A 19,728-nucleotide genomic window follows, 5' to 3' on the forward strand; every position below is an offset into this window, starting at 1 on the left:
CGCGCCCAGCGCCGCCAGCAGGCCGGACACCGCGCCCAGCCAGATCAATTCGGCCAGCACCACGCGTCGCACCTGCGCGCGCGACGCGCCAAGAGCCCGCATCAGGCCGATGTCGGCCAGCCGCTCGTCGCGGGTCGCGGTCAAGGAGGCCCACAGCACCAGCACGCCGGCCGCCAGCGCCAACAGGAACATCGCCTCGATGGCCCGCGTCAGCTTGTCCACCATCGCCCGGACTTCGGCCAGGATGCTGCCGACGTCGATCACCGTCAAATTGGGGAAACGCTGCACCAGCCGGTCGGCAAAGGCCTCGTCGGCGGGGGCCAGCCGGAAGCTGGTGATCCAGCTGGCCGGCTGCTGGCGGAACTGCCCCGGCGTGCCGATCACGAAGAAATTGACGCGGAAGCTGTCCCAAGGCACTTCGCGCAGGCTGGTCACCTTGGCGCGGTAGGTAGTGCCGGCCAGATCGAAGGCCAGCGTGTCGCCCAGCCGGATGCCCAGGGTATTGGCCAAGCCGCGCTCCACTGAGAACTGCGGCTTCACCCGCTTGCCGTCTTCCCACCATTTGCCGGACACCACCTGGTTGCCCGGCGGCAGCTCGGCGCGCCAGGACAGATTGAACTCGCGCTCGGCCAGACGGCGCGCCTGCTCGCTATCATACGCGGCCGGCCGCACCGGCTGCTCATTGATGGCGATCAGCCGCGCGCGCACCATGGGCGACAGCTCCGGCTGCGGCCGGCCTTCCACGGCAAAGGCGTCGCGCACGGCATCCAGCTGATTGCCCTGAATATTGATGACAAACTTGTTGGGCGCGTCCGCCGGCACGCTGCGCTGCCAGGCGCCGATCAGGTCATCGCGCACCACGGTCAGCGTCAACAAGGCCATCAGCCCCACCGATAGCGAGGCGATTTGCAGCACCGCCAGCCAGCGCCGCCGCGCCATATTGGCGATGCCGAAGCGCCAGCCTATCTGCCCGCCGCGCGGCAGCCGGCGCATCAGCAGCACCAGCCCCATCGCCAGCCCGCCGGACACGGCGAGGAAACCCAGCATCGCCAACAGCAGCCAGGCGGCCAGCGTCCATTCGCCCACCTGCCACGACGCCAGCCCCAGCAGCGTGGCCAGCGCCAACACCGGCGCCACCACGCCTTGCCGCGTCGGCGGCAACTCATTGCGCAGCACGGCGGCCGGGGAAACATCGCGTATGCCCATCAGAGGCGGCAGCGCCAGGCCTGCCAGCAACAGCAGCGAGGCCAGCGGACCGATCAGCCATGGCAGCCAGCCCGGGTCCGGCAACACCTCGCCGACATAGCCGCTGAACAGCCGCATCAGGCCCAGCTGCACGGCAAAGCCCGCCAGCGTGCCCAGCAGGCCGGCCAGCGCGCCCAGCAGCAAGAACAGGCTGACGAACAGCCCCCACACCTCTCCAGAGCCCAGGCCCAGACAGCGCAGCACCGCCACCTGCTGCCAGTGCCGCTGCAGATAGCGGCGCACCACCAGGGCGACCGCCGCCGCGGCCAGCGCCACCGTCAGCATGGCGGTCAGGCCCAGGAAACGGCGCGCGCGCTCCAGGCCAGTGCGGATTTCCGGCCGCATTTCTTCCACATTCTCCAGCCGCGTGCCCTTGGGCTTGTGCTGGCGCAGCCAGCCGCGGAAATCGGCGATCTGGCGATCCTCGCCGGCAAACAGCAGGCGCCAGCGGATGCGGCTGCCTTCCTGCACCAGCCCAGTGGCAGGCAGATCCGCGCTGTTGAACATCAGCCGGGGAATGAAGTTGTAGATATCCATGCTGCCGTCCGGCTCGCGCACGATGACGCCAGACAGCTTGAGCCGGGCATTGCCGACGCCGATCTCATCGCCGAGCTTCAGCTTGAGCCGCCCGATCAGCCGCGCGTCGGCCCAGGCGCTGCCGGGCGCCGGCTGCAGCTGGCCGCTCTGTTCGCTGCCGTCCGCCAGCCTCACGGTGGTCTCGCCGCGCAAGGGGTAGCCGGCGCTGACTGCCTTGTACTGCGCCAGCGTGGCCTGGCCGCCGGCGAAGGCCATGGACGGGAAGGTGATGTTGTCGGCCGTCTGCAGGCCGCGCCGCCGCGCTTCGGCGCGTATCGCGTCCGACGCCGGCTGATTGCCGCTGAGCACCAGGTCGGCCGCCAACAGCTGGGTAGCCTGTGTGGTCAGCGCTTTCTCCACCCGGTCGGAGAAAAAGGCGACGCTGCTCATCGCCGCCACCGCCACCAGCAGGGCCAGGCCGAGTATCGTCAGCTCGCCGGCCGCCAGCTCGCGGCGGATGAAGCGGGTCACCAGGCGGAAACGTCCGAGCAGGGTCATGCCGCGCGCGCTCCGTTCAGCTTGCCGTCCACCAGCCGGTAGATGGCGTCGCAGCGGCTGGCCAGCTCGTTGTCATGGGTGACCAGCACCAGCGCGGTGCCCTGCTCGGCATTCAACTGGAACAGCAGGTCTATGATCTGGCGGCCGGTTTGAGGATCGAGGTTGCCGGTGGGTTCGTCGGCGAACAGCAGTCCGGGATGGATGACGAAGGCGCGCGCGAGCGCCACGCGCTGCTGCTCGCCGCCGGACAGATGGCGCGGATAGTGGCCCAGCCGCGCCGCCAGCCCCACCCGCTCCAGCATCTGCCGCGCAGCCTCGCGCGCGTCGTTGCGCCCGGCCAGCTCCAGTGGCAGCATGACGTTTTCCAGCGCCGTCAGTTGCGGCATCAGCTGGAAGTTCTGGAACACGAAGCCGACTTTGTCGCGCCGCAGCAGCGCGCGAGCATCCTCGCTGAGCCGCGACAACGGCTTGCCGAACAGCGCCACCTCGCCATCGCTGGGATGATCCAGCCCGGCCAGCAAGGACAGCAGCGTGGACTTGCCGGAACCGGAAGTGCCGACGATGGCCACGCTCTCGCCGGGATACAATGTCAGCGTCGCGCTGCGCAGGATGTGCAGCACATCGCCGCGAAAGTGGACTTGCTTGGCCAAACCATTGGCGGCCAGCACCGCCGTCTTTTTCACTGGATCGTTCATGCGTTCAATCGTCTGCAAGATGCTTTTCCCCTTGTTGCTGCTATGGCAGCTGCCCGCCCTCGCCGCCACCGTACTGGTATTCGGCGACAGCCTGTCGGCCGGCTACGGCCTGGCGCCGAATCAAGGCTGGGTCACGCTGCTGTCGCGCGAGCTGGCGCCGCGCCATCAGGTGGTCAACGCCAGCATCTCCGGTGAAACCAGCGCCGGCGGCCTGTCCCGGCTGCCTGATGCGCTGTCCCGCCACAAACCCGACGTGCTGGTGCTGGAGCTGGGCGCCAACGACGGCCTGCGCGGCCTGCCGATGGCCGAGATGCGACGCAACCTGCAGCGGATGATAGACCTGGCGCGCGCGCGCAAGATCCAGGTGCTATTGGTGGGCATGGCGCTGCCACCCAACTATGGCCCCCGTTACGGCGCCGAGTTCCGCGCGGTATATGACGATCTGGCCAAAAGCAACCGCCTGGCCTACGTACCGCTGCTGGTCGCCGGTTTCGCCGGCGATTTGTCCGCCTTCCAACCCGACGGCTTGCATCCGCGCGCCGAGATGCAGGCCACCATGATGCGCACGGTGAAGGCAAAACTGCCAGTGAAATAATTCAGCAAACCGGTTGACTGGATATTGTTTTAAATGAAATATAATTCTTTAGCATAATTAAATCGCCCTCCACGTCCCGCCCCGCCGGACGCGCGGCCCCATTCGCCATGCCCACCACCTTAAGCCGCATGTTGCGCCCCTACCGCGGCCTGCCCGCCAGCGTCTACGTCCAAATCGTCTGCAGCTTCGTCAACAACGTCGGCGGCATGTCCAAGCTGTTTCTGCCGCTGTACCTGCGCGAAAACTACCAGTTGCCGTACAGCCAGATCGGCCTCTTGATGGCCTTCTACGGCATGGGCATGCTGGCCGGCTCGTTCAAGGGCGGCAGCCTGACCGACCGCTTCGACAGCCGCAAGCTGGCCGTCATGGCGCTGACCCTATCCGGCCTGTGCATGCTGCTGCTGGCGCTGCAGCTGCCTGTATGGCTGTTCATGCCCTTGCTGGTCCTATCCGGCATGGCAGACGGGGGTTTCAAGCCGATCAACCAACGCCTGGCCCTGGAGCCTTGCACGCCGCAGCAGCGCCCGGTGGCGCAAGGCATGCTGCGCGTGGCCTACAACCTGGGCGTGGCCATCGCCGGCATCGTCGCCGGCTTCATCGCGGCCTGGGGTTACCAATGGGTCTACGTCGCCAATGCGGCCTGCACGCTGCTGGGTGCGCTCTGGATGGCGTGGTCTTACCGGCGGCTCGGCGAGCAGACGCGTCCGCGCGCGGCGCAGCGAGCCGAAGAGGATGCCGATCTTCCCGGCCCCTGGAACGACAGGATGTTTCTGCGCGTCATCGCCTCGCTGATTCTGGTTACGCTGGTCTTCGATCAGATGTATGTGACGTTGGGCCTGTTCCTGCGTGAGCACTACCAGCTTGGCCCGCAATGGATAGGCTATCTGTTCACCATCAACGGCCTGATGGTGGTGGGGCTGCAAATTCCGATCAGCCGCCGCATCCTGCGCTGGGGCGTGGCGCGTTGCATCCAGCTGGGCGCGCTGCTGACCGGCTTCGCCTTCCTGTGGCTGAACGCGGGGCAAGGCCCCATCTGGGCCATCCTGATGACGATCACCCTGACCCTGGGCGAATTGCTGCTCTCGCCCACCTATTCCCAGCTGGTGATGCACCGTTCGGAAGGCCGGCTGCGCGGCAGCTATCTGGGCCTTTACAACGCGGCCTGGAGCGGGCGCTCGCTGATCGCGCCGGCGCTGGGCACCTTTCTATACGGCCACGTCGGCGGCCCTGCGCTGTGGTGGCTGTGCGCGCTGGCCGTTTGTTGCAGCGCGGCCCTCCAGCACGCGCCGCTGCGGCGCATGCTGCGGCCGTCGGAATGCGGAGCAAGCGGACAGCAGGCCTTGAAAAGCGGCTGAGCCGAGCAGAAGCAGGCTTAGAATGACAAACCCCGCCGGCTTGCGCGGGCGGGGTTCTGGACAGATCCGGCGTTACACGCGGATTACAGGTCCTTGGCGTTCTCGGCCAGGTAGGAAGCCACGCCTTCGGCGGACGGCTTCATGCCCTTCTTGCCCTTGTTCCAGCCAGCCGGGCACACTTCGCCGTGCTCTTCGGTGAATTGCAGCGCGTCAACCATGCGCAGCATTTCATCGACGTTGCGGCCCAGCGGCAGGTTGTTGACAACCTGGTGCTGCACCACGCCGGAGCGGTCGATCAGGAAGGAGCCGCGGAAAGCCACGCCGCCATCGGCTTCAACATCGTAAGCCTTGCACAGGTCGTGCTGGATATCGGCCACCAGGGTGTAGCCAACTTGGCCGATGCCGCCCTTGTCGACCGGGGTGTTGCGCCATGCGGCGTGGGTGAATTGGCTGTCGATGGACACGCCGATCACTTCCACATTGCGCTTTTTGAACTCTTCCAGACGGTGGTCGAAAGCGATCAGCTCGGACGGGCACACGAAGGTGAAGTCCAGCGGGTAGAAGAACACCACGGCGTACTTGCCGGCGGTAGCTTGCTTGAAGGAGTAGTTGTCAACGATCTCGCCATTGCCCAGCACGGCGGAAAAAGTCTTTTCACCTGCGAAGAACGGGGCTTGCTTGCCAACGAGTACGGCCATGTGGATCTCCTTAAAGGTCTTGGTATGACAGCGCATCCCGGAATCGGGCATCCGGAACGCGCGGCGGATTGCGAAGCTTTATAAAGCACCGCGCCCAGGCCCGGCAAATTGTAAATCGATATCGTGACGATAAAGTTTTGCAATGGGCGCAGGGCCAGCCAACTCTTGTCAGATGGGGCCTTTGCGCCGAAGTTTCAAGCTCGGCCCGTTTTTAGTTCTTCTCGCGCAGATGATGGCTGTGGCTGGCGTCCAGGTTTAGGCCATACACCTCTTTCAACTGGCGGATCTTGGCCAGCGACTCCTCGCCGAACGGCGTTTTTCCATCGAAGGCATGCAGCACGATGCCTTCCAGCAGGTCGCCCAGCGAAATGTCATGGTACTCCGCCATGCCCTTCAGCACCTTCAGGATGCGCTTCTCGATCTTGACCCCGGTTTGGGTCCGTTCCACCAGGATGTCTTTCACTTCGCTCTGTTGCGCCATTGCCCTCTCCAATCTTATCCATGTACATAAACACAAATTTATTTTACACATGTACATGGATAATTTAAAGGACAAAAAAACGGACAGCATGCTGTCCGTTCTCGATAAGGCATTTACCACCGGCCTGGCGTAGGACGGAAGCCGGCTCAGCCGGCGTTCCGCCATCTCGCCGCAGGCTCCCACCCGGTCAATCAGGCAGTCGGCTCGGCCTTCTGGCGCAGGCGCAGGTTCAGCTCGCGCAGCTGCTTGTCGTCCACCGCGTTCGGCGCGTTGGTCAGCAGGCACTGGGCGCGCTGGGTCTTGGGGAAGGCGATCACGTCGCGGATCGATTCCGCGCCGCACATCAGCGTCACCAGACGGTCCAGGCCGAAAGCCAGGCCGCCGTGCGGCGGCGCGCCGAACTTCAGGTTGTCCAAGAGGAAGCCGAACTTGTTCTGCTGCTCTTCCGGGCTGATCTTCAGCGCGCCGAAGACCTTTTCCTGGATGTCGGCGCGGTGGATACGGATGGAGCCGCCGCCGATTTCCCAGCCGTTCAGCACCATGTCGTAGGCGCGGGCCAAGCACTTGCCCGGATCGGTGGCCATCAAGTCCTCGTGGCCCGGCTTCGGGCTGGTGAACGGATGGTGGCAGGCGGTCCAGCGGTCTTCTTCCTCATCGTGCTCGAACATCGGGAAGTCCACCACCCACAGCGGGCGCCATTCCTTGACGAAGTAGCCGTTTTCCAAGCCGTGCTCGTGGCCGATCTTGATGCGCAGCGCGCCGATCGCCTCGTTCACCACCTTGGCCTTGTCCGCACCGAAGAAGATGATGTCGCCGTTTTGCGCGCCGGTGCGCTCGATGATTTCCTTCAGGCCATTGGCCGACAGGAATTTCACGATCGGGGACTGCAGGCCTTCTTCGTTCAGCTTGGTGACGTCGTTGACCTTGATGTAGGCCAGGCCCTTGGCGCCGTAGATGGCGACGAACTGGGTGTAGTCGTCGATTTCCTTGCGGCTGAAGGACGCGCCGTTCGGCACGCGCAGGGCCACCACGCGGCCGTTCGCCATGTCGGCGGCGCCGCGGAACACCTTGAACTCTTCCGACTTCATCACGTCGGTCAGTTCGGTGAATTTCAAGCTGACGCGCATGTCCGGCTTGTCGGAGCCGTAGTAGAACATCGCGTCGGCGTAGGTCATGCGCGGGAATTGCGGCAGCGTCACGCCCAGCACGTCCTGGAAGATTTCCTTGGTCATGCCTTCGGTGATGTCCATGATCTCGTCCTCGTTCAGGAACGAGGTTTCGATATCGATCTGGGTGAATTCAGGCTGACGGTCGGCGCGCAGGTCTTCGTCGCGGAAACACTTGGTGATCTGGTAGTAGCGGTCGAAGCCGGCCACCATCAACAGCTGCTTGAACAGCTGCGGCGATTGCGGCAGCGCGAAGAATTCGCCCGGATGCACGCGGGACGGCACCAGGTAGTCGCGCGCGCCTTCCGGCGTGGAGCGGGTCAGCATCGGGGTTTCGATGTCGATGAAGCCCTGCTTGTCCAGGTGGTTGCGCACGCCCATCGCCACCTTGTAGCGCAGGCGCAGGTTCTTCTGCATCGCCGGGCGGCGCAGGTCGATCACGCGGTTGGTCAGGCGGACGTTTTCCGACAGGTTCTCGTCATCGATCTGGAACGGCGGCGTGGCCGCGGCGTTCAGGATTTCTATTTCCTTGGCCAGGATTTCGATCTCGCCGGAGATCATCTTGCTGTTGGCGGTGCCGGCCGGACGCTCGCGCACGATGCCGGTGATGGACAGCACATACTCGCCGCGGCTGCTGTCAGCCAGCTTGAACGCTTCCGGGGTGTCCGGATCGATCACCACCTGCACCAGGCCCTCGCGATCGCGCAGGTCGATGAAGATCACGCCGCCGTGGTCGCGGCGACGATGCGCCCAGCCTTTGACGGTCACGGTTTGACCGAGGTATTTCTTGTCGATAAGTCCGCAGTAATCGGTACGCATTGGGTAAACCTTTTTATTGAATCCTTGAAGCTCCCCTGGGGGAGACGGCGTGATTAGGGGCTAGACAGGGTGACGGCCTAGCCCTGCCGATTATGTTCGTCGTTGAGGCGCGGACGCTGAGCCTGCGGCGGCGGGTTCGGCACCACCACGCCCATCGAGATGACGTACTTGAGCGCCTCGTCGACGCTCATGTTCAGGTCGCGGGTGTCGCTGCGCGGCACCACGATGAAGTAGCCGGAAGTCGGGTTAGGCGTGGTCGGCACATAGACGCTGACCAGCTCCTCGCCGTCTTCGGCGCACTGCAGGATTTCCTGGGCCGGCGTGCCGGTCTGGAAGGCCACGCTCCAGGCGTTCTGGTGCGGCCAGCGCACCAGCAGCGCGTTCTTGAAAGCGTTGCCGGAATCCGACAACAGCGTGTCGCTGACCTGCTTGACGCTGTTGTAGATCGAGCTGACCACCGGCGTGCGCGACAGCAAGCCATGCCAGAAACCCACCAGGCGGCGGCCCAGCACATTGGCGGCCAGCATGCCGGTGCCCATCACCACCAGCACGGCGAACACCACGCCCAGGCCGGGTATGTGCATGCCGAACACCGCCTCCGGCCGCCACTCTTGCGGCAGCAGGGTCAGCGTCTGGTCCAGCGATCCGATGATCAGGTTCAGCACCCAAAGGGTGATCGCCAGCGGCAGCCAGATCAGCAGGCCGGCGATCAGGTAACCCTTCAGGGTCATCTTGATTTGAGGAGAGACCGACATCAGTCGCAACCGCAGCCGGCGCCGCAGCTATGGCCGCCGGCGCTGGGCGCGCTGTCGGAAGCGCTGGACGAGCCGCCCTTGAAGTCGGTGGCATACCAGCCGGAACCCTTCAGCTGGAAGCCGGCTGCGGACAGCTGCTTGTGATAGTCCGCGCTGCCGCACTCCGGACAGGCCGCTACCGGCGCATCGCTGAGTTTCTGCAGATGTTCCTTGGCGACGCCGCAGGCGCCGCAACGATATTCATAGATCGGCATAGCTTTACTTTCCCGCCAATTGACCACAATGGCATAATACGCATTATTGCTGCACCGCACCACATCCGGAACTAAACTCCAGACAGGGGTGACACAGGTACAGATGCGGTCCGCCGCCCGAAACTTCAAGCGCGCCGCAAACCCATGATTATATCCAACTGAAACGGCAATACAAAAAACACTTTCACATCATCCTGCTGCTGCAACGCTCTCCCGGAGGTCTACATGGTTTACCAAGAAGGTCAGATGGACAGCATCCGCAACATTCTCGCCGGCAAGAAAGGCCTGATCGTCGGCATCGCCAACGAAAACAGCATCGCCTACGGCTGCGCCAATGTGCTACACCAGCTCGGCGCCCAATGCGCCGTCACCTACCTGAACGACAAGGCCGAGAAGTACGTGCGGCCGCTGGCTGAAGGCTTGCAATCGCCGCTGATCCTGCCGCTGGATGTCGAGCAGCCGGGCCAGTTGCAGAAAGTGTTTGCCGAAATCGAGCGCACATGGGGCTCGCTGGATTTCATCATCCATTCCATCGCTTACTGCCCGGCCGAAGACCTGCACGGCCGCGTCACCGACTGCTCGCTGGAGGGCTTCCAGCAGGCGATGCGCGTGTCCTGCTATTCGTTCATCGAAATGGCCCGGCTGGCCGAACCCCTGATGAAGAACGGCGGCAGCCTGATCACCATGAGTTACTACGGCGCCGACAAGGTGGTGGAGCACTACAACATCATGGGACCGGTCAAATCCGCGCTGGAGAGCGTCAGCCGCTACCTGGCCAACGAGCTCGGCCCCAAGCGCATCCGCGTGCACGCGGTGTCGCCCGGCCCGCTGAAAACGCGCGCCGCCTCCGGCATCGCCCATTTCGACCAACTGATCGAGGACGCCATTTCCCGCGCGCCGCAAAACCGGCTGGTGGAAATCGAAGAAGTCGGCATGACTTGCGCCTTCCTGATCTCCAACGCCGCCAGCGGCCTCACCGGCCAGACCATCTACGTCGACGGCGGACAACACATCAAGGCTTGAGGAGAGCGGCATGATTCACGATACCCACGCATTTGACGACATCGTACAACAGGCGCGCGCCTTCGGCCCGCTGCCGATGGCCGTGGCCCATCCCTGCAGCCGCGAGGCGCTGCTGGGCGCGGTGGAAGCCGCCGACAACCAGATCGCCACCCCCATCCTGGTGGCGCCGCTGGCCAAGCTGAAGAAGCTGGCAGACGAGTTGGAAGTGGACCTCCGGCGCTTTGAATGCATAGACGTCGAACACAGCCACGCCGCCGCCGAGCGCGCGGTGCAGCTGACACGCGAAGGCTACGCCGACATTCTGATGAAGGGCAGCCTGCACACCGATGAATTCATGAGCGCCGCGCTGGCGCGCAACACCGGCATCCGCACCGACCGCCGCATCAGCCATGTCTGGGTCATGAAGGTGGAAAGCTATCCGCGCTACCTGTTCATCACCGATGCGGCCGTCAACATCGAGCCGGACCTGATGACCAAGCGCGACATCTGCCAGAACGCCATCGACCTGACCCACGCCCTGGGCATCGCCCTCCCCAAGGTGGCCATCCTGGCCGCGGTGGAAACCATCAACCCGGACATGCAAGCCACGCTGGACGCCGCCGCGCTGTGCAAGATGGCCGACCGCGGCCAGATCACCGGCGCCATCCTCGACGGCCCACTAGCCTTCGACAACGCCATCTCCAAGGAAGCGGCGGACAGCAAGGGCATCGTGTCTCCCGTGGCCGGCGACCCGGACATCCTGCTGGTGCCCAATCTGGAAGCCGGCAATATGCTGGGCAAACAGCTGACCTATCTGGCGCAGGCCGCCTCCGCCGGCATCGTGATGGGCGCGCGCGTCCCCATGGTGCTAACCAGCCGCGCCGACGACGCCAGCGGCCGACTGGCCTCCAGCGCCATCGCCAGCCTGCTGGCCCACAACCGCCGACAGGGAGGACGCTCATGAACCGATGCCTGCTGGCCATCAACGCCGGTTCGGCCACGCTGAAGTTCCGCGCCTTTTCTTCCGATGGGCAGACCCTGCTGGCGCGCGGCATGGTGGATCGTTTCGGCAGCAAGGAAGCCCGGCTCGCGCTGGCCGACGCCAATGGCCAGCCGCTGGCCGAACGCGGCTTGGCCGACGACGGGCACGTCTCCGCGCTGGCCGCGGTGCTGAACAGCCTGGCCGACCAAGGCCTGGAAGCGCGCGCGGTGGCCCATCGCGTGGTGCACGGCGGCAGCCGTTTCCGCCAGCCGGTTCGCGTCGATGCAGAAGTACGAGCGGCGCTGGACGACTACATCGCGCTGGCGCCGCTGCACCAGCCGGTGAGCCTGGAAGTGATAGACGCATTCAGCCAGCTGGATGCGCGCTTGCCGCAAATCGCCTGCTTTGACACCGCCTTCCACGTCACCCAGCCGGTGGTGGCCACCCGCTTCGGCATCGCCCGCCACTGGCACGACGAGGGCATCCGCCGTTACGGTTTCCACGGCCTGTCCTATGCCGCCATCGCGCGGCGGCTGCCGGATGTGGGCCTGGCCCATGGCAAGGTGGTGGTCTGCCATCTGGGCAGCGGCGCCAGCGCCTGCGCCATCGAGTCCGGCAAGAGCGTGGCCGCCAGCACCGGATTCTCCGCCGTGGACGGCTTGATGATGGGCACCCGCCCCGGCTACATCGATCCGGAAGTGATCCTGTACTGGCAGGAGCATGAAGGCATGGGGGTGAAGGATGTGCGCCGCGAGCTGTACAAGAACTCCGGCCTGCTAGGGGTCTCCGGCCTCTCCGCCGACATGCGCGAGCTGGTGGCCAGCGAGCTGCCGGCCGCGCGCGAGGCGGTGGAGCTGTTCTGCTACCGCACCGCGCGCGAAGTCGCCAGTCTGGCCGGCGCGCTGCGCGGCCTGGATGGGCTGATCTTCACCGCCGGCATAGGCGAACACTCGGCCGAAGTGCGCGCCCGCGTCCTGCAGCAGCTGTCCTGGCTGGGCTTCGAGCTGGACCACGCCGCCAACCTGGCGCACGCGCGCCGACTCACCACCGCCGGCAGCCCCCTGCCAGCCTATGTGCTGCCCACCGACGAAGAAGGCGAAATGGCCCGCCAGGCCGCTCCGCTGCTATAAATCCCGCGCGTCCCCTCTCGGCATGCCGCTAGCCGGCATGCCGCCTTTGCCCAATGACTCTTTGCGCCGGCCCGAAGCAAGCATCCCAGGCCGGGCCAAGCGGCCGCCCATGACTGGCGGCGATGCCGTCAGCGGCTCAGTTCGGCGCGGTACTTGTCTTCCTCATCCTCGAATACCTCGTCGCCGCCCAGCAAGAACGCTTGCTTGAGCAGCTCGCGCGCGGCGTCGGGGCGGCCCAGTTCCAGCTCGCACTGGCCCAGGCGCAACAGGATGAAGGGATTTTCCGCGCCCTGCGGGCACTGCCGGGCCTGCTCCAGCGCCTGCCGGCCATTTTGCCATTCGCCCATCTGGAAATAGGTGTCGCCGATGGCGGTCAGCAGCCAGGTCGCCGCCTCCCACCGCTCCACTTGCGGCGGCAGCAGCTCAAAAGCCTGCAGGTAACGGTCTAGCGCAGCATCGAATGTGCCCTGGTCGAACAACGCGTCGCCTTCGTCAAGCAGGGCCTGGATGGGTTCGTGCAGTATGGAAGGCAAGGCGGTCATCTCGAGTATCCCGAATCAACAATGAAAAGAGGCCGGTCCATGGCGGCGGCCTTGGCTGCCACCATCATATCGCAGCCCGGCCAGGCGCGCGATTTTAGCCGCGCCAGAAACACAAAAGGCCCCGCGTTGCGGAGCCTTTGCGTATTCTTTATCAGCCTGGGCTGAAGATCAGGCCATAGCCTTGATCTGAGCGGACAGACGGCTCTTGTGACGAGCAGCCTTGTTCTTGTGGAACACGCCCTTGTCAGCAATGCGGTCGATCACTTTTTCGGAAGCGTGGAATACTACCTTAGCGGCAGCCTTGTCACCGGCTTCGATTGCCTTGAGCACTTTCTTAACTGCGGTACGGAACGCAGTACGCAGGCTGGCGTTGTGCGCGCGCTGCTTAAGGGCTGTGCGTGCACGCTTGCGAGCTTGTGCGCTGTTAGCCATGAATCTTTCTCCTGATAGCGGAATCTGAAACCCGCGATTCTAAGCCCTAAACACAGGTTTTGCAACAAGAATCCGGCCGGCGTAAACTAGCGGGCTTGCTCAATCCGCCTCTCGTTGTACGACAGAACAAAATGAACCTGCTCAAGGCCCTGGCTGCAGTCAGCAGCATGACCATGGTGTCGCGTGTGCTCGGCCTGGTGCGCGACACGCTCGTCGCGCGCATCTTCGGCGCCGGCATGTCCGCCGACGCCTTCAACGCCGCTTTCAAGATTCCCAATATGCTGCGGCGCCTATTCGCGGAGGGCGCTTTTTCGCAGGCTTTCGTGCCTATTCTGGGCGAATACAAGCAAAACAAGACGCATGAGGAAACGCGCGAGTTCGTCGCCAAAGTCACCGGCGTGCTGGGCTCGGTGCTGTTGCTGGTCACCGCCATCGGCATGCTGGCGGCGCCAGCCATCATGTGGATCTCGGCGCCGGGCTTCTACCGCGAGCCGGCCAAGGCCGCCTTGTTCGCCGACATCCTGCGCGTCTCTTTCCCGTATATTTTCTTCATCTCGCTGTCGTCTATGACCGGCAGCGTGCTCAATAGCTGGGGAAAATTTTCCATCCCGGCCTTCACACCCACCTTCCTGAACCTCAGCTTCATCGTGTTCGCGCTGGCCTTCACCCACTACTTCCACCCGCCCATCATGGCGCTGGCCTGGGCGGTGTTCGTCGGCGGCCTGATCCAACTGGTGTGGCAGCTGCCCTTTCTGAAGCAGATCGGCATGCTGGCCAGGCCGATCTTCGATTTCCGCGACCCGGCGGTATGGCGGGTGATCCGGCAGATGGGCCCGGCCATCTTCGGCGTGTCGGTGGCGCAGATTTCCTTGCTGATCAACTCCACCTTCGCCTCCTTCCTGCCCACCGGCAGCGTATCGTGGATGTATTACGCCGACCGGCTGATGGAGTTTCCGTCCGGCGTGCTGGGCGTGGCGCTGGGCACCATCCTGCTGCCCTCGCTGTCCAAACACGCCGCCAGCAAATCCGACGCCGAATTCAGCGTGCTGCTGGACTGGGGCATCCGCCTGTCGCTGCTGCTGGCGGTGCCGGCCACGGTGGGCCTGGGCCTGCTGTCCGGCCCGCTGCTCTACACCATGTTCATGTACGGCAAATTCACCGCGCACGATGCCTGGATGTCGCAGCAGGCGGTGATCGCCTACTCCTTCGGCCTGCTGGGCCTGATTCTGGTCAAGGTGCTGGCGCCGGGCTTCTACGCGCGCCAGGACATCAAGACGCCGGTGCGCATCGCGGTGAAGACGCTGATCGCCACCCAGATCATGAACCTGGCCTTCGTCTTCCCGCTGAAGCACGCCGGCCTCGCGCTGTCCATCGGCCTGGCCTCCTGCATCAACGCCGGCCTGTTGATGTACACCTTGCGCCAGCGCGGCATCTACCGGCCGGAACCGGGCTGGCGCAGCTTCCTGCTCAAGCTGGCCACCGCCATCCTGGCGATGGCGGCGGCGCTGCTGGCCTGCCAGTGGTGGCTGCCGATAGATTGGCACGGCCACGCCTGGCTGCGGGCGCTGTGGCTGCTGCTGCTGGTCGGCGTCGGCGCGATGGTTTATTTCGCCACGCTGTTCGCGCTGGGCTTCCGCCCGCGCCATTTCATGCGGCGCGAGATGTAACATGCTTTTGCCACGAGCAGCGTCCCTCATATTGGAAGCGGCCACGTTGCGGACAAGGCGTCAGCGTCATGTCCTTTTCGTGCCCGTTCGTGGGTTTCGTGGCGAAAACCGTTTTTAGAAGGCGTATACGATGCAAAACCTCACCCCCGAACACTCGCCGCTGGGCAAGACCGTCAGCTACCAGGACCAGTACGATCCTTCCCTGCTGTTTCCGATCGCGCGCCAGACCAAGCGCGAGGAGATAGGCGTGGAGGAAGCCGCGCTGCCGTTTGCCGGCATCGATATCTGGACCGGCTTCGAATTGTCCTGGCTGAATCCGCGCGGCAAGCCGCAGGTCGGCATCGCCACTTTCCGCATCCCGGCCGCCAGCCCGCGGCTGATCGAGTCCAAATCGTTCAAGCTGTATCTGAACAGCTACAACCAGACGCGGATGGACAGCGTGAACGCGCTCGCCGCCCAACTGGCGCGCGACCTGTCCGAAGCCGCCGGCGCCGAGGTGGACGTCAGCATCGCGCTGCCGCCGGCCTTTGCCGCAGAGCAAGTGTGCGAACTGGCCGGCGAGTGCCTCGACGATCTGGACATCGCGGTGGACAACTACGCGCCCTGCCCCGAAGTCTTGAAGGCCGACGCGACGGAGATCGTCAGCGAAACCCTGTGCAGCAATCTGTTGAAGTCCAACTGCCTGGTCACCGGCCAGCCGGACTGGGGCAGCGTGTCCATCCGCTACACCGGGCCCAAGATAGACCGCGAGGCGCTGCTGCGGTATTTGATCGGCTTCCGCCAGCACAACGAGTTCCATGAGCAATGCGTGGAGCGCATCTTCGTCGACGTGCTGCGCGCCTGCGCGCCGACGCAGCTGACCGTCTATGCCCGCTATACCCGCCGCGGCGGCCTGGACATCAATCCCTGGCGCAGCAATTTCGAAGCCGCGCCGCAGGACAACGTCCGCACCGCGCGCCAATAAGAACCGCTCACAAAACCTCGTTAGATAACCTGAGCTAAGGCACGCCGACGCAGACCGTACTTGAGTACGGCATGGAGGCGCAACGCAGGATCAGGGGTTTGGTTAGCGGGTCTAAACGCAAGCGGGGCCCTGCTATCCCGCTTGCTTTATTTCCTCATCATTGATATCCATGCCAATCCAAACCTTGGACATAAAAGGATAGCAATGAAAACCACCCCGCACCTGTTCGCCCAACGCCTGAGCAAGGCGCTGCTCGCGCTGTCCATCGGCCTGTTCGGGCTGATGGTGGCCAGCGGCAACCTGCTCGACTACGACTCCAATTGGCAGTTTGTCCGCCATGTGCTGAGCATGGACACCATGCAGCCGTGGTTCCACGGCGACGCGCTGCGCGGCCGCGCCATCCACAGCGAAGCCATTCAACGCCTGGCCTACGCCGCCATCATCGCCGGCGAACTGGCCGTCGGCCTGCTGTGCGCCGCCGGCGGCGCCATGCTGCTGCTTGCGCTGCGTCCCACGGGCCGCATCTGGCTGCCGCGCGGCAAAGCCTGCTTCACGCTGGGCGCTACGCTGGCCATCCTGGTCTGGCACACCGGCTTCGCGGTCATAGGCGGCGAATACTTCGCGATGTGGGCCAACCAGTTCAACGGCCAATTCAGCGCCTACGCCTTCACCGGCATTGCGCTGCTGGCGCTGATCTATGTGAATCAGCCTGAATCGTCGGCCGATGAATAGAAAAAGCCGCATCCTTCACAGATGCGGCTTTGCCGATTGATCTTTTCGTCAGAACGGCGGCGGCGCCTCGAACTCCATCTCTTCAAATGTCACCGGGTGGCGCAATACCAGCCTGGATGCGTGCAGCAGCAGCCGGTCGGCCTTGGCCAGCGCCTCCGGCGGGGCGTAGATGTCGTCGCCGAGAATCGGATGGCCGGATTCCAGATGCAGCATGTGCATGCGCAGCTGGTGAGCGCGGCCGGTCAGCGGATCCAGCTCCATGCGGCTGACGTTGCGCGAGGTGTCACGCAAGATCACCCGGTAACGGGTGATGGCTTCCTTGCCCTCGTTGAAGTCCACCTTCTGCCGCGGCCGGTTCGGCCAATCTATGATCAAGGGCAGGTCTATGGTGCCGCTATTGCTCTCGACAATGCCGTCCACCACCGCGATGTAGCGTTTCTTGACCTTGCGATCCATGAAGGCGATGGACAGCGCGCGCTGCATTTCCGGACCGCGGCCCATCACTACCAGGCCGGAAGTGTCCATATCCAGCCGGTGCACCGTCAGCGCGTCGGGGTATGCTTTCTGCGCGCGGCTGATCAGGCAGTCAGCCTTGTCTTCGCCGCGCCCGGGCACCGACAGCAGCCCGCTGGGCTTGTCCAGCACCAGCATGCAGTCGTCGACGTAGACAACGTTGAGGCCGGTATCCGGCGGCGGATTGTAGTGTTCCAGATTATGTCTTTGCATCGTAAAGCGGCTTTAAAAATCGATTGGCGGCGATTATCGGCGTTAAATCCTTGCCCGACAAGCTGTTACCGTCGATTGCGCGCGACGCTGTCACTTGAAATCGCCCGGGTTCGCCATCAATCTGTCATGACAACAACAGACAAGGACGTATCATGCCGGAACAGTTCTACCAAGACCCGTACCAAACCCGCCTCGCCACCCGCGTGCTGCGCCACGACGACGCCGGCCTGGTGCTGGAGGATACCCTGTGCTACCCGCTGGGCGGCGGCCAGCCGGGCGACAGCGCCACGCTGACGCTAGCGGACGGCGCGACGCTGCGCATCGCCGACACCCGGCGCGACCGCGAAACCCGCGCCATCCTGCATCAGACCGAAGGCGACGTCCGCCTCGTCCCCGGAACCGAAGTCACGCTGGACCTGGATTGGGACCGCCGCTACCGCCATATGCGCATCCACACTTGCATGCACCTGCTGGGCGTGGTGATCAAGGCCGGCGTCACCGGCGGCAACATGACGGCCGAGTCTGGCCGGCTGGACTTCTCGCTGCCCGAGGGCATGGAGCTGGACAAGGACCATATCGAGGCCGAAGTGAACCGGCTGGTGGCGGCCGATCTGCCGGTGACGGTGAAGATGACCAGCGGCGAAGCGCTGCAGGCGCAGCCGGAGCTGATCCGCACCATGTCGGTAACGCCGCCCTTGCATCTGCCGGAAATCCGCCTGATCGAGATCGAGGGCGTGGACTTGCAGCCCTGTGGCGGCACTCACCTGGCGCGCACCGGCGAAGTGGGCCGTGTCAGGGTGAAGAAGATCGAGAACAAGGGCGCGCGCAACAAACGCGTGGTGCTGGAGCTGGTGGATTAAACAAAAACGGGGACCGCATGGTCCCCGTTGATTTACTGGTACGTTGGCTTAGCGCGCGTCCAGCGCCATTTCGTGCTCCGGATGCGCCGGTTTCTCGTCCAGCGTCATGCGATGCAGCCACGGCGCGATGAAGATGGTCAGCACGGCGATCACGCCGGTCACCACCCCGATTTGGGTGAACACGCGGCTATAGATTTCCAGGGTAACCAGCGGGTCGGTCACATTGTCCGGCGCGGCGGTCAGGCTGGCTACCTTGCCGGCGATCACCGACGACGCGGCCGAAGTCAGGAACCAGGCGCCCATGATGAAGCCCATCAGGCGCTGCGGCACCAGTTGCGCCACCATGGCCAAGCCCAGGCCGGAAATCAGCAATTCGCCGATACTTTGCAACAGATAGCTCAGCACCATCCAGTTGGACGACACCATGCCCTGGGCGTTGGCGTACTTGGCACCCAGCGGCAGCACCAAGAAGGCGCAAGCGCACAGCACCATGCCGATGGCGAACTTGTGCGGCATGGGCAGGCGGTTGCCCAGCTTGTTGTAGCAGATGGCGAGCAGCGGACTGGCCAGCATGATCCAGAACGGGTTCAGCGACTGGAACTGCTCCGGCTGCACCGGAATGCCAAACAGCGTGTGCTCGGTATTGTGGATGGCGAAGAAGTTCAGCGACAGCGGCATCTGGTTGTACAGCACGAAGAACACCGTCGCCTGCAGCATCAGGATGGCGGCCACGATCATCTTCTTGCGGTCCGCGCCCTTCAGCAGCAGGGTCTCCTTGACGAACAGCCCCACCACGCCGATGGACAGCACCGCCAGCACCACATTGGCGATGATCTCGTGCTTCAACAACAGCGCGGCCAACAGGCAGGCCACCACCACGCCGGCCAGCACCGCCAGCCAGGTGCTCAGTTTCGGCGTGCGGAAATCGGCCTCGGAACCGTATTCCTTGACCCAGCCGCGCAGCAGCAGGAAGTTGGCCACGGTGATCAGCATGCCGACCACCGACAAGGCGAAGGCGTGAGCGTAGCCAAACTGGTCGGCCAGCCACGGCGTGGCCAGCATGGACAACAGCGAGCCGACGTTGATCGCCATGTAATACATGGTGAAGGCGCCGTCCAGCCGCGGATCGTTCTCCTCATAGCATTTGGACAGCAGCGACGAAGGATTGGCCTTGAACAAGCCATTGCCGACGGCAATGGTGCCCATGCCCAGATACAGCAGGCTGATCTGGTCGGCCGACGCGGTCACCATGGCGTAGCCGGCGGTCAGCACCAGCGCGCCCAGCAGGATGGTGCGGCGGGTGCCCAGCACCTTGTCGCCCAGCCAGCCGCCAACCGACACCAGGCCGTACACCATGGCGATGAAGGCGGAGAACAGCGTGAAGGACTCGACCTCGCGCAGGCCAAGCTCCTTAACCAGATAAACAGCCAGAATGCCTTGCAGGCCGTAAAAGCCGAAACGTTCCCAAAACTCGATCGAAAAGATCAGATAAAACGGCTTGGGTTGCCGCAAGGGGTTGAGCGCGCTTTGCGTCATGACGGGTTCCTTGTGAAA

20 protein-coding genes are annotated in these 19,728 nt (G+C 64.1%); 9 read left to right on the forward strand and 11 right to left on the reverse strand.

Annotated features, from left to right (window positions below; all coding sequences use genetic code 11):
• Together C2134_RS00400 and C2134_RS00405 are read right to left on the reverse strand one after the other, a co-directional pair.
• Positions 1–2,319 (reverse strand): ABC transporter permease (locus tag C2134_RS00400; RefSeq protein ID WP_103316596.1); only part of this gene is annotated, 2,319 nt, incomplete at its 3' end.
• Complete coding sequence (locus tag C2134_RS00405; protein WP_071109130.1) at positions 2,316–3,014, reverse strand: ABC transporter ATP-binding protein; 699 nt, start codon at positions 3,012–3,014, stop codon at positions 2,316–2,318. The genes C2134_RS00405 and C2134_RS00400, both read right to left, overlap by 4 nt.
• Between C2134_RS00405 and C2134_RS00410 the strand changes: the two genes are divergently transcribed.
• Positions 3,013–3,609, forward strand: coding sequence for an arylesterase (locus C2134_RS00410; protein WP_103316598.1), 597 nt, complete (start codon positions 3,013–3,015; stop codon positions 3,607–3,609). The two genes, C2134_RS00405 and C2134_RS00410, sit on opposite strands and share 2 nt — an antisense overlap.
• A 107-nt stretch (positions 3,610–3,716) precedes the next feature.
• Entirely contained in the window at positions 3,717–4,964 is a 1,248-nt protein-coding gene (locus tag C2134_RS00415; RefSeq protein WP_103316600.1) for an MFS transporter, read from the forward strand.
• 83 nt (positions 4,965–5,047) lie between these two features.
• On the opposite strand, the gene C2134_RS00420 is transcribed toward C2134_RS00415, so the two are convergent.
• The 5 genes from C2134_RS00420 to C2134_RS00440 all read right to left on the reverse strand — a co-directional run bounded on the left by C2134_RS00420 (position 5,048) and on the right by C2134_RS00440 (position 9,137).
• Positions 5,048–5,662 carry a peroxiredoxin gene (locus C2134_RS00420; protein WP_103316601.1) on the reverse strand — a complete coding sequence of 205 codons (615 nt, stop codon included), beginning with the start codon at positions 5,660–5,662 and terminating at the stop codon, positions 5,048–5,050.
• Positions 5,663–5,873: 211 nt separating this feature from the next.
• Entirely contained in the window at positions 5,874–6,143 is a 270-nt protein-coding gene (locus C2134_RS00425) for a hypothetical protein (RefSeq protein WP_103316603.1), read from the reverse strand.
• A 191-nt stretch (positions 6,144–6,334) separates the two neighbouring features.
• Positions 6,335–8,128 carry an aspartate--tRNA ligase gene (aspS, locus tag C2134_RS00430; RefSeq protein ID WP_103316605.1) on the reverse strand — a complete coding sequence of 598 codons (1,794 nt, stop codon included), beginning with the start codon at positions 8,126–8,128 and terminating at the stop codon, positions 6,335–6,337.
• Between the two features lie 77 nt (positions 8,129–8,205).
• Complete coding sequence (locus tag C2134_RS00435; RefSeq protein WP_103316607.1) at positions 8,206–8,883, reverse strand: DUF502 domain-containing protein; 678 nt, start codon at positions 8,881–8,883, stop codon at positions 8,206–8,208.
• The gene (locus tag C2134_RS00440) at positions 8,883–9,137 is read right to left on the reverse strand and encodes an FmdB family zinc ribbon protein (RefSeq protein WP_103316608.1); all 255 of its coding nucleotides are present in this window, start codon (positions 9,135–9,137) and stop codon (positions 8,883–8,885) included. Before C2134_RS00440 ends, C2134_RS00435 begins: the two co-directional genes overlap by 1 nt.
• Positions 9,138–9,362: 225 nt before the next feature.
• Between C2134_RS00440 and fabI the strand changes: the two genes are divergently transcribed.
• The 3 genes from fabI to C2134_RS00455 are packed head-to-tail and all read left to right on the forward strand — an operon-like array spanning position 9,363 to position 12,251.
• Complete coding sequence (gene fabI / locus C2134_RS00445) at positions 9,363–10,160, forward strand: enoyl-ACP reductase FabI (protein ID WP_223253553.1); 798 nt, start codon at positions 9,363–9,365, stop codon at positions 10,158–10,160.
• Between the two features lie 10 nt (positions 10,161–10,170).
• Positions 10,171–11,103: a phosphate acetyltransferase gene (locus tag C2134_RS00450; protein ID WP_103316610.1), complete on the forward strand. Its 933-nt coding sequence runs from the start codon at positions 10,171–10,173 to the stop codon at positions 11,101–11,103.
• Positions 11,100–12,251, forward strand: coding sequence for an acetate/propionate family kinase (locus C2134_RS00455; protein WP_103316611.1), 1,152 nt, complete (start codon positions 11,100–11,102; stop codon positions 12,249–12,251). Before C2134_RS00450 ends, C2134_RS00455 begins: the two co-directional genes overlap by 4 nt.
• 128 nt (positions 12,252–12,379) lie before the next feature.
• Here the strand turns inward: C2134_RS00455 and C2134_RS00460 are convergent, their stop codons facing one another.
• Positions 12,380–12,793: a tetratricopeptide repeat protein gene (locus C2134_RS00460; RefSeq protein ID WP_103316613.1), complete on the reverse strand. Its 414-nt coding sequence runs from the start codon at positions 12,791–12,793 to the stop codon at positions 12,380–12,382.
• Between the two features lie 168 nt (positions 12,794–12,961).
• A complete protein-coding gene (gene rpsT, locus C2134_RS00465; RefSeq protein WP_043627589.1) occupies positions 12,962–13,225 on the reverse strand; it encodes a 30S ribosomal protein S20 in 264 nt (87 codons plus the stop codon).
• A gap of 131 nt (positions 13,226–13,356) precedes the next feature.
• On the opposite strand from rpsT, the gene murJ reads away from it, so the two are divergent.
• The 3 genes from murJ to C2134_RS00480 all read left to right on the forward strand — a co-directional run bounded on the left by murJ (position 13,357) and on the right by C2134_RS00480 (position 16,588).
• Positions 13,357–14,892, forward strand: a complete 1,536-nt coding sequence (gene murJ, locus C2134_RS00470) for a murein biosynthesis integral membrane protein MurJ (protein WP_103316614.1) — start codon at positions 13,357–13,359, stop codon at positions 14,890–14,892.
• Between the two features lie 130 nt (positions 14,893–15,022).
• Positions 15,023–15,856 carry an NADPH-dependent 7-cyano-7-deazaguanine reductase QueF gene (queF, locus tag C2134_RS00475; RefSeq protein WP_103316616.1) on the forward strand — a complete coding sequence of 278 codons (834 nt, stop codon included), beginning with the start codon at positions 15,023–15,025 and terminating at the stop codon, positions 15,854–15,856.
• A 204-nt stretch (positions 15,857–16,060) separates the two neighbouring features.
• Positions 16,061–16,588 (forward strand): DUF2165 family protein, encoded by a 528-nt coding sequence (locus C2134_RS00480; RefSeq protein WP_103316618.1) that lies wholly within the window; start codon positions 16,061–16,063, stop codon positions 16,586–16,588.
• 48 nt (positions 16,589–16,636) lie between these two features.
• Here C2134_RS00480 and C2134_RS00485 read toward each other — a convergent pair whose 3' ends face one another.
• The gene (locus C2134_RS00485; protein WP_103316620.1) at positions 16,637–17,314 is read right to left on the reverse strand and encodes a pseudouridine synthase; all 678 of its coding nucleotides are present in this window, start codon (positions 17,312–17,314) and stop codon (positions 16,637–16,639) included.
• 152 nt (positions 17,315–17,466) lie between these two features.
• On the opposite strand from C2134_RS00485, the gene C2134_RS00490 reads away from it, so the two are divergent.
• Complete coding sequence (locus C2134_RS00490) at positions 17,467–18,174, forward strand: alanyl-tRNA editing protein (protein ID WP_103316621.1); 708 nt, start codon at positions 17,467–17,469, stop codon at positions 18,172–18,174.
• 48 nt (positions 18,175–18,222) lie between these two features.
• On the opposite strand, the gene dtpA is transcribed toward C2134_RS00490, so the two are convergent.
• Positions 18,223–19,710, reverse strand: coding sequence for a dipeptide/tripeptide permease DtpA (gene dtpA / locus C2134_RS00495; RefSeq protein ID WP_103316623.1), 1,488 nt, complete (start codon positions 19,708–19,710; stop codon positions 18,223–18,225).
• Positions 19,711–19,728: the final 18 nt, after the last annotated feature.

Origin of the sequence: Chromobacterium sinusclupearum (assembly GCF_002902845.1) — a bacterium.
In the GTDB taxonomy this organism is placed as follows: domain Bacteria; phylum Pseudomonadota; class Gammaproteobacteria; order Burkholderiales; family Chromobacteriaceae; genus Chromobacterium; species Chromobacterium sinusclupearum.

Coding starts and splice junctions, on each gene's coding strand:
- aspS (WP_103316605.1), bottom strand. CDS start 8,128: ATGCGTACCGATTACTGCGGACTTATCGACAAGAAATACCTCGGTCAA.
- rpsT (WP_043627589.1), bottom strand. CDS start 13,225: ATGGCTAACAGCGCACAAGCTCGCAAGCGTGCACGCACAGCCCTTAAG.
- queF (WP_103316616.1), top strand. CDS start 15,023: ATGCAAAACCTCACCCCCGAACACTCGCCGCTGGGCAAGACCGTCAGC.
- C2134_RS00410 (WP_103316598.1), top strand. CDS start 3,013: ATGCGTTCAATCGTCTGCAAGATGCTTTTCCCCTTGTTGCTGCTATGG.
- C2134_RS00435 (WP_103316607.1), bottom strand. CDS start 8,883: ATGTCGGTCTCTCCTCAAATCAAGATGACCCTGAAGGGTTACCTGATC.
- C2134_RS00415 (WP_103316600.1), top strand. CDS start 3,717: ATGCCCACCACCTTAAGCCGCATGTTGCGCCCCTACCGCGGCCTGCCC.
- C2134_RS00425 (WP_103316603.1), bottom strand. CDS start 6,143: ATGGCGCAACAGAGCGAAGTGAAAGACATCCTGGTGGAACGGACCCAA.
- fabI (WP_223253553.1), top strand. CDS start 9,363: ATGGTTTACCAAGAAGGTCAGATGGACAGCATCCGCAACATTCTCGCC.
- C2134_RS00405 (WP_071109130.1), bottom strand. CDS start 3,014: ATGAACGATCCAGTGAAAAAGACGGCGGTGCTGGCCGCCAATGGTTTG.
- C2134_RS00490 (WP_103316621.1), top strand. CDS start 17,467: ATGCCGGAACAGTTCTACCAAGACCCGTACCAAACCCGCCTCGCCACC.
- C2134_RS00460 (WP_103316613.1), bottom strand. CDS start 12,793: ATGACCGCCTTGCCTTCCATACTGCACGAACCCATCCAGGCCCTGCTT.
- murJ (WP_103316614.1), top strand. CDS start 13,357: ATGAACCTGCTCAAGGCCCTGGCTGCAGTCAGCAGCATGACCATGGTG.
- dtpA (WP_103316623.1), bottom strand. CDS start 19,710: ATGACGCAAAGCGCGCTCAACCCCTTGCGGCAACCCAAGCCGTTTTAT.
- C2134_RS00440 (WP_103316608.1), bottom strand. CDS start 9,137: ATGCCGATCTATGAATATCGTTGCGGCGCCTGCGGCGTCGCCAAGGAA.
- C2134_RS00420 (WP_103316601.1), bottom strand. CDS start 5,662: ATGGCCGTACTCGTTGGCAAGCAAGCCCCGTTCTTCGCAGGTGAAAAG.
- C2134_RS00480 (WP_103316618.1), top strand. CDS start 16,061: ATGAAAACCACCCCGCACCTGTTCGCCCAACGCCTGAGCAAGGCGCTG.
- C2134_RS00450 (WP_103316610.1), top strand. CDS start 10,171: ATGATTCACGATACCCACGCATTTGACGACATCGTACAACAGGCGCGC.
- C2134_RS00485 (WP_103316620.1), bottom strand. CDS start 17,314: ATGCAAAGACATAATCTGGAACACTACAATCCGCCGCCGGATACCGGC.
- C2134_RS00455 (WP_103316611.1), top strand. CDS start 11,100: ATGAACCGATGCCTGCTGGCCATCAACGCCGGTTCGGCCACGCTGAAG.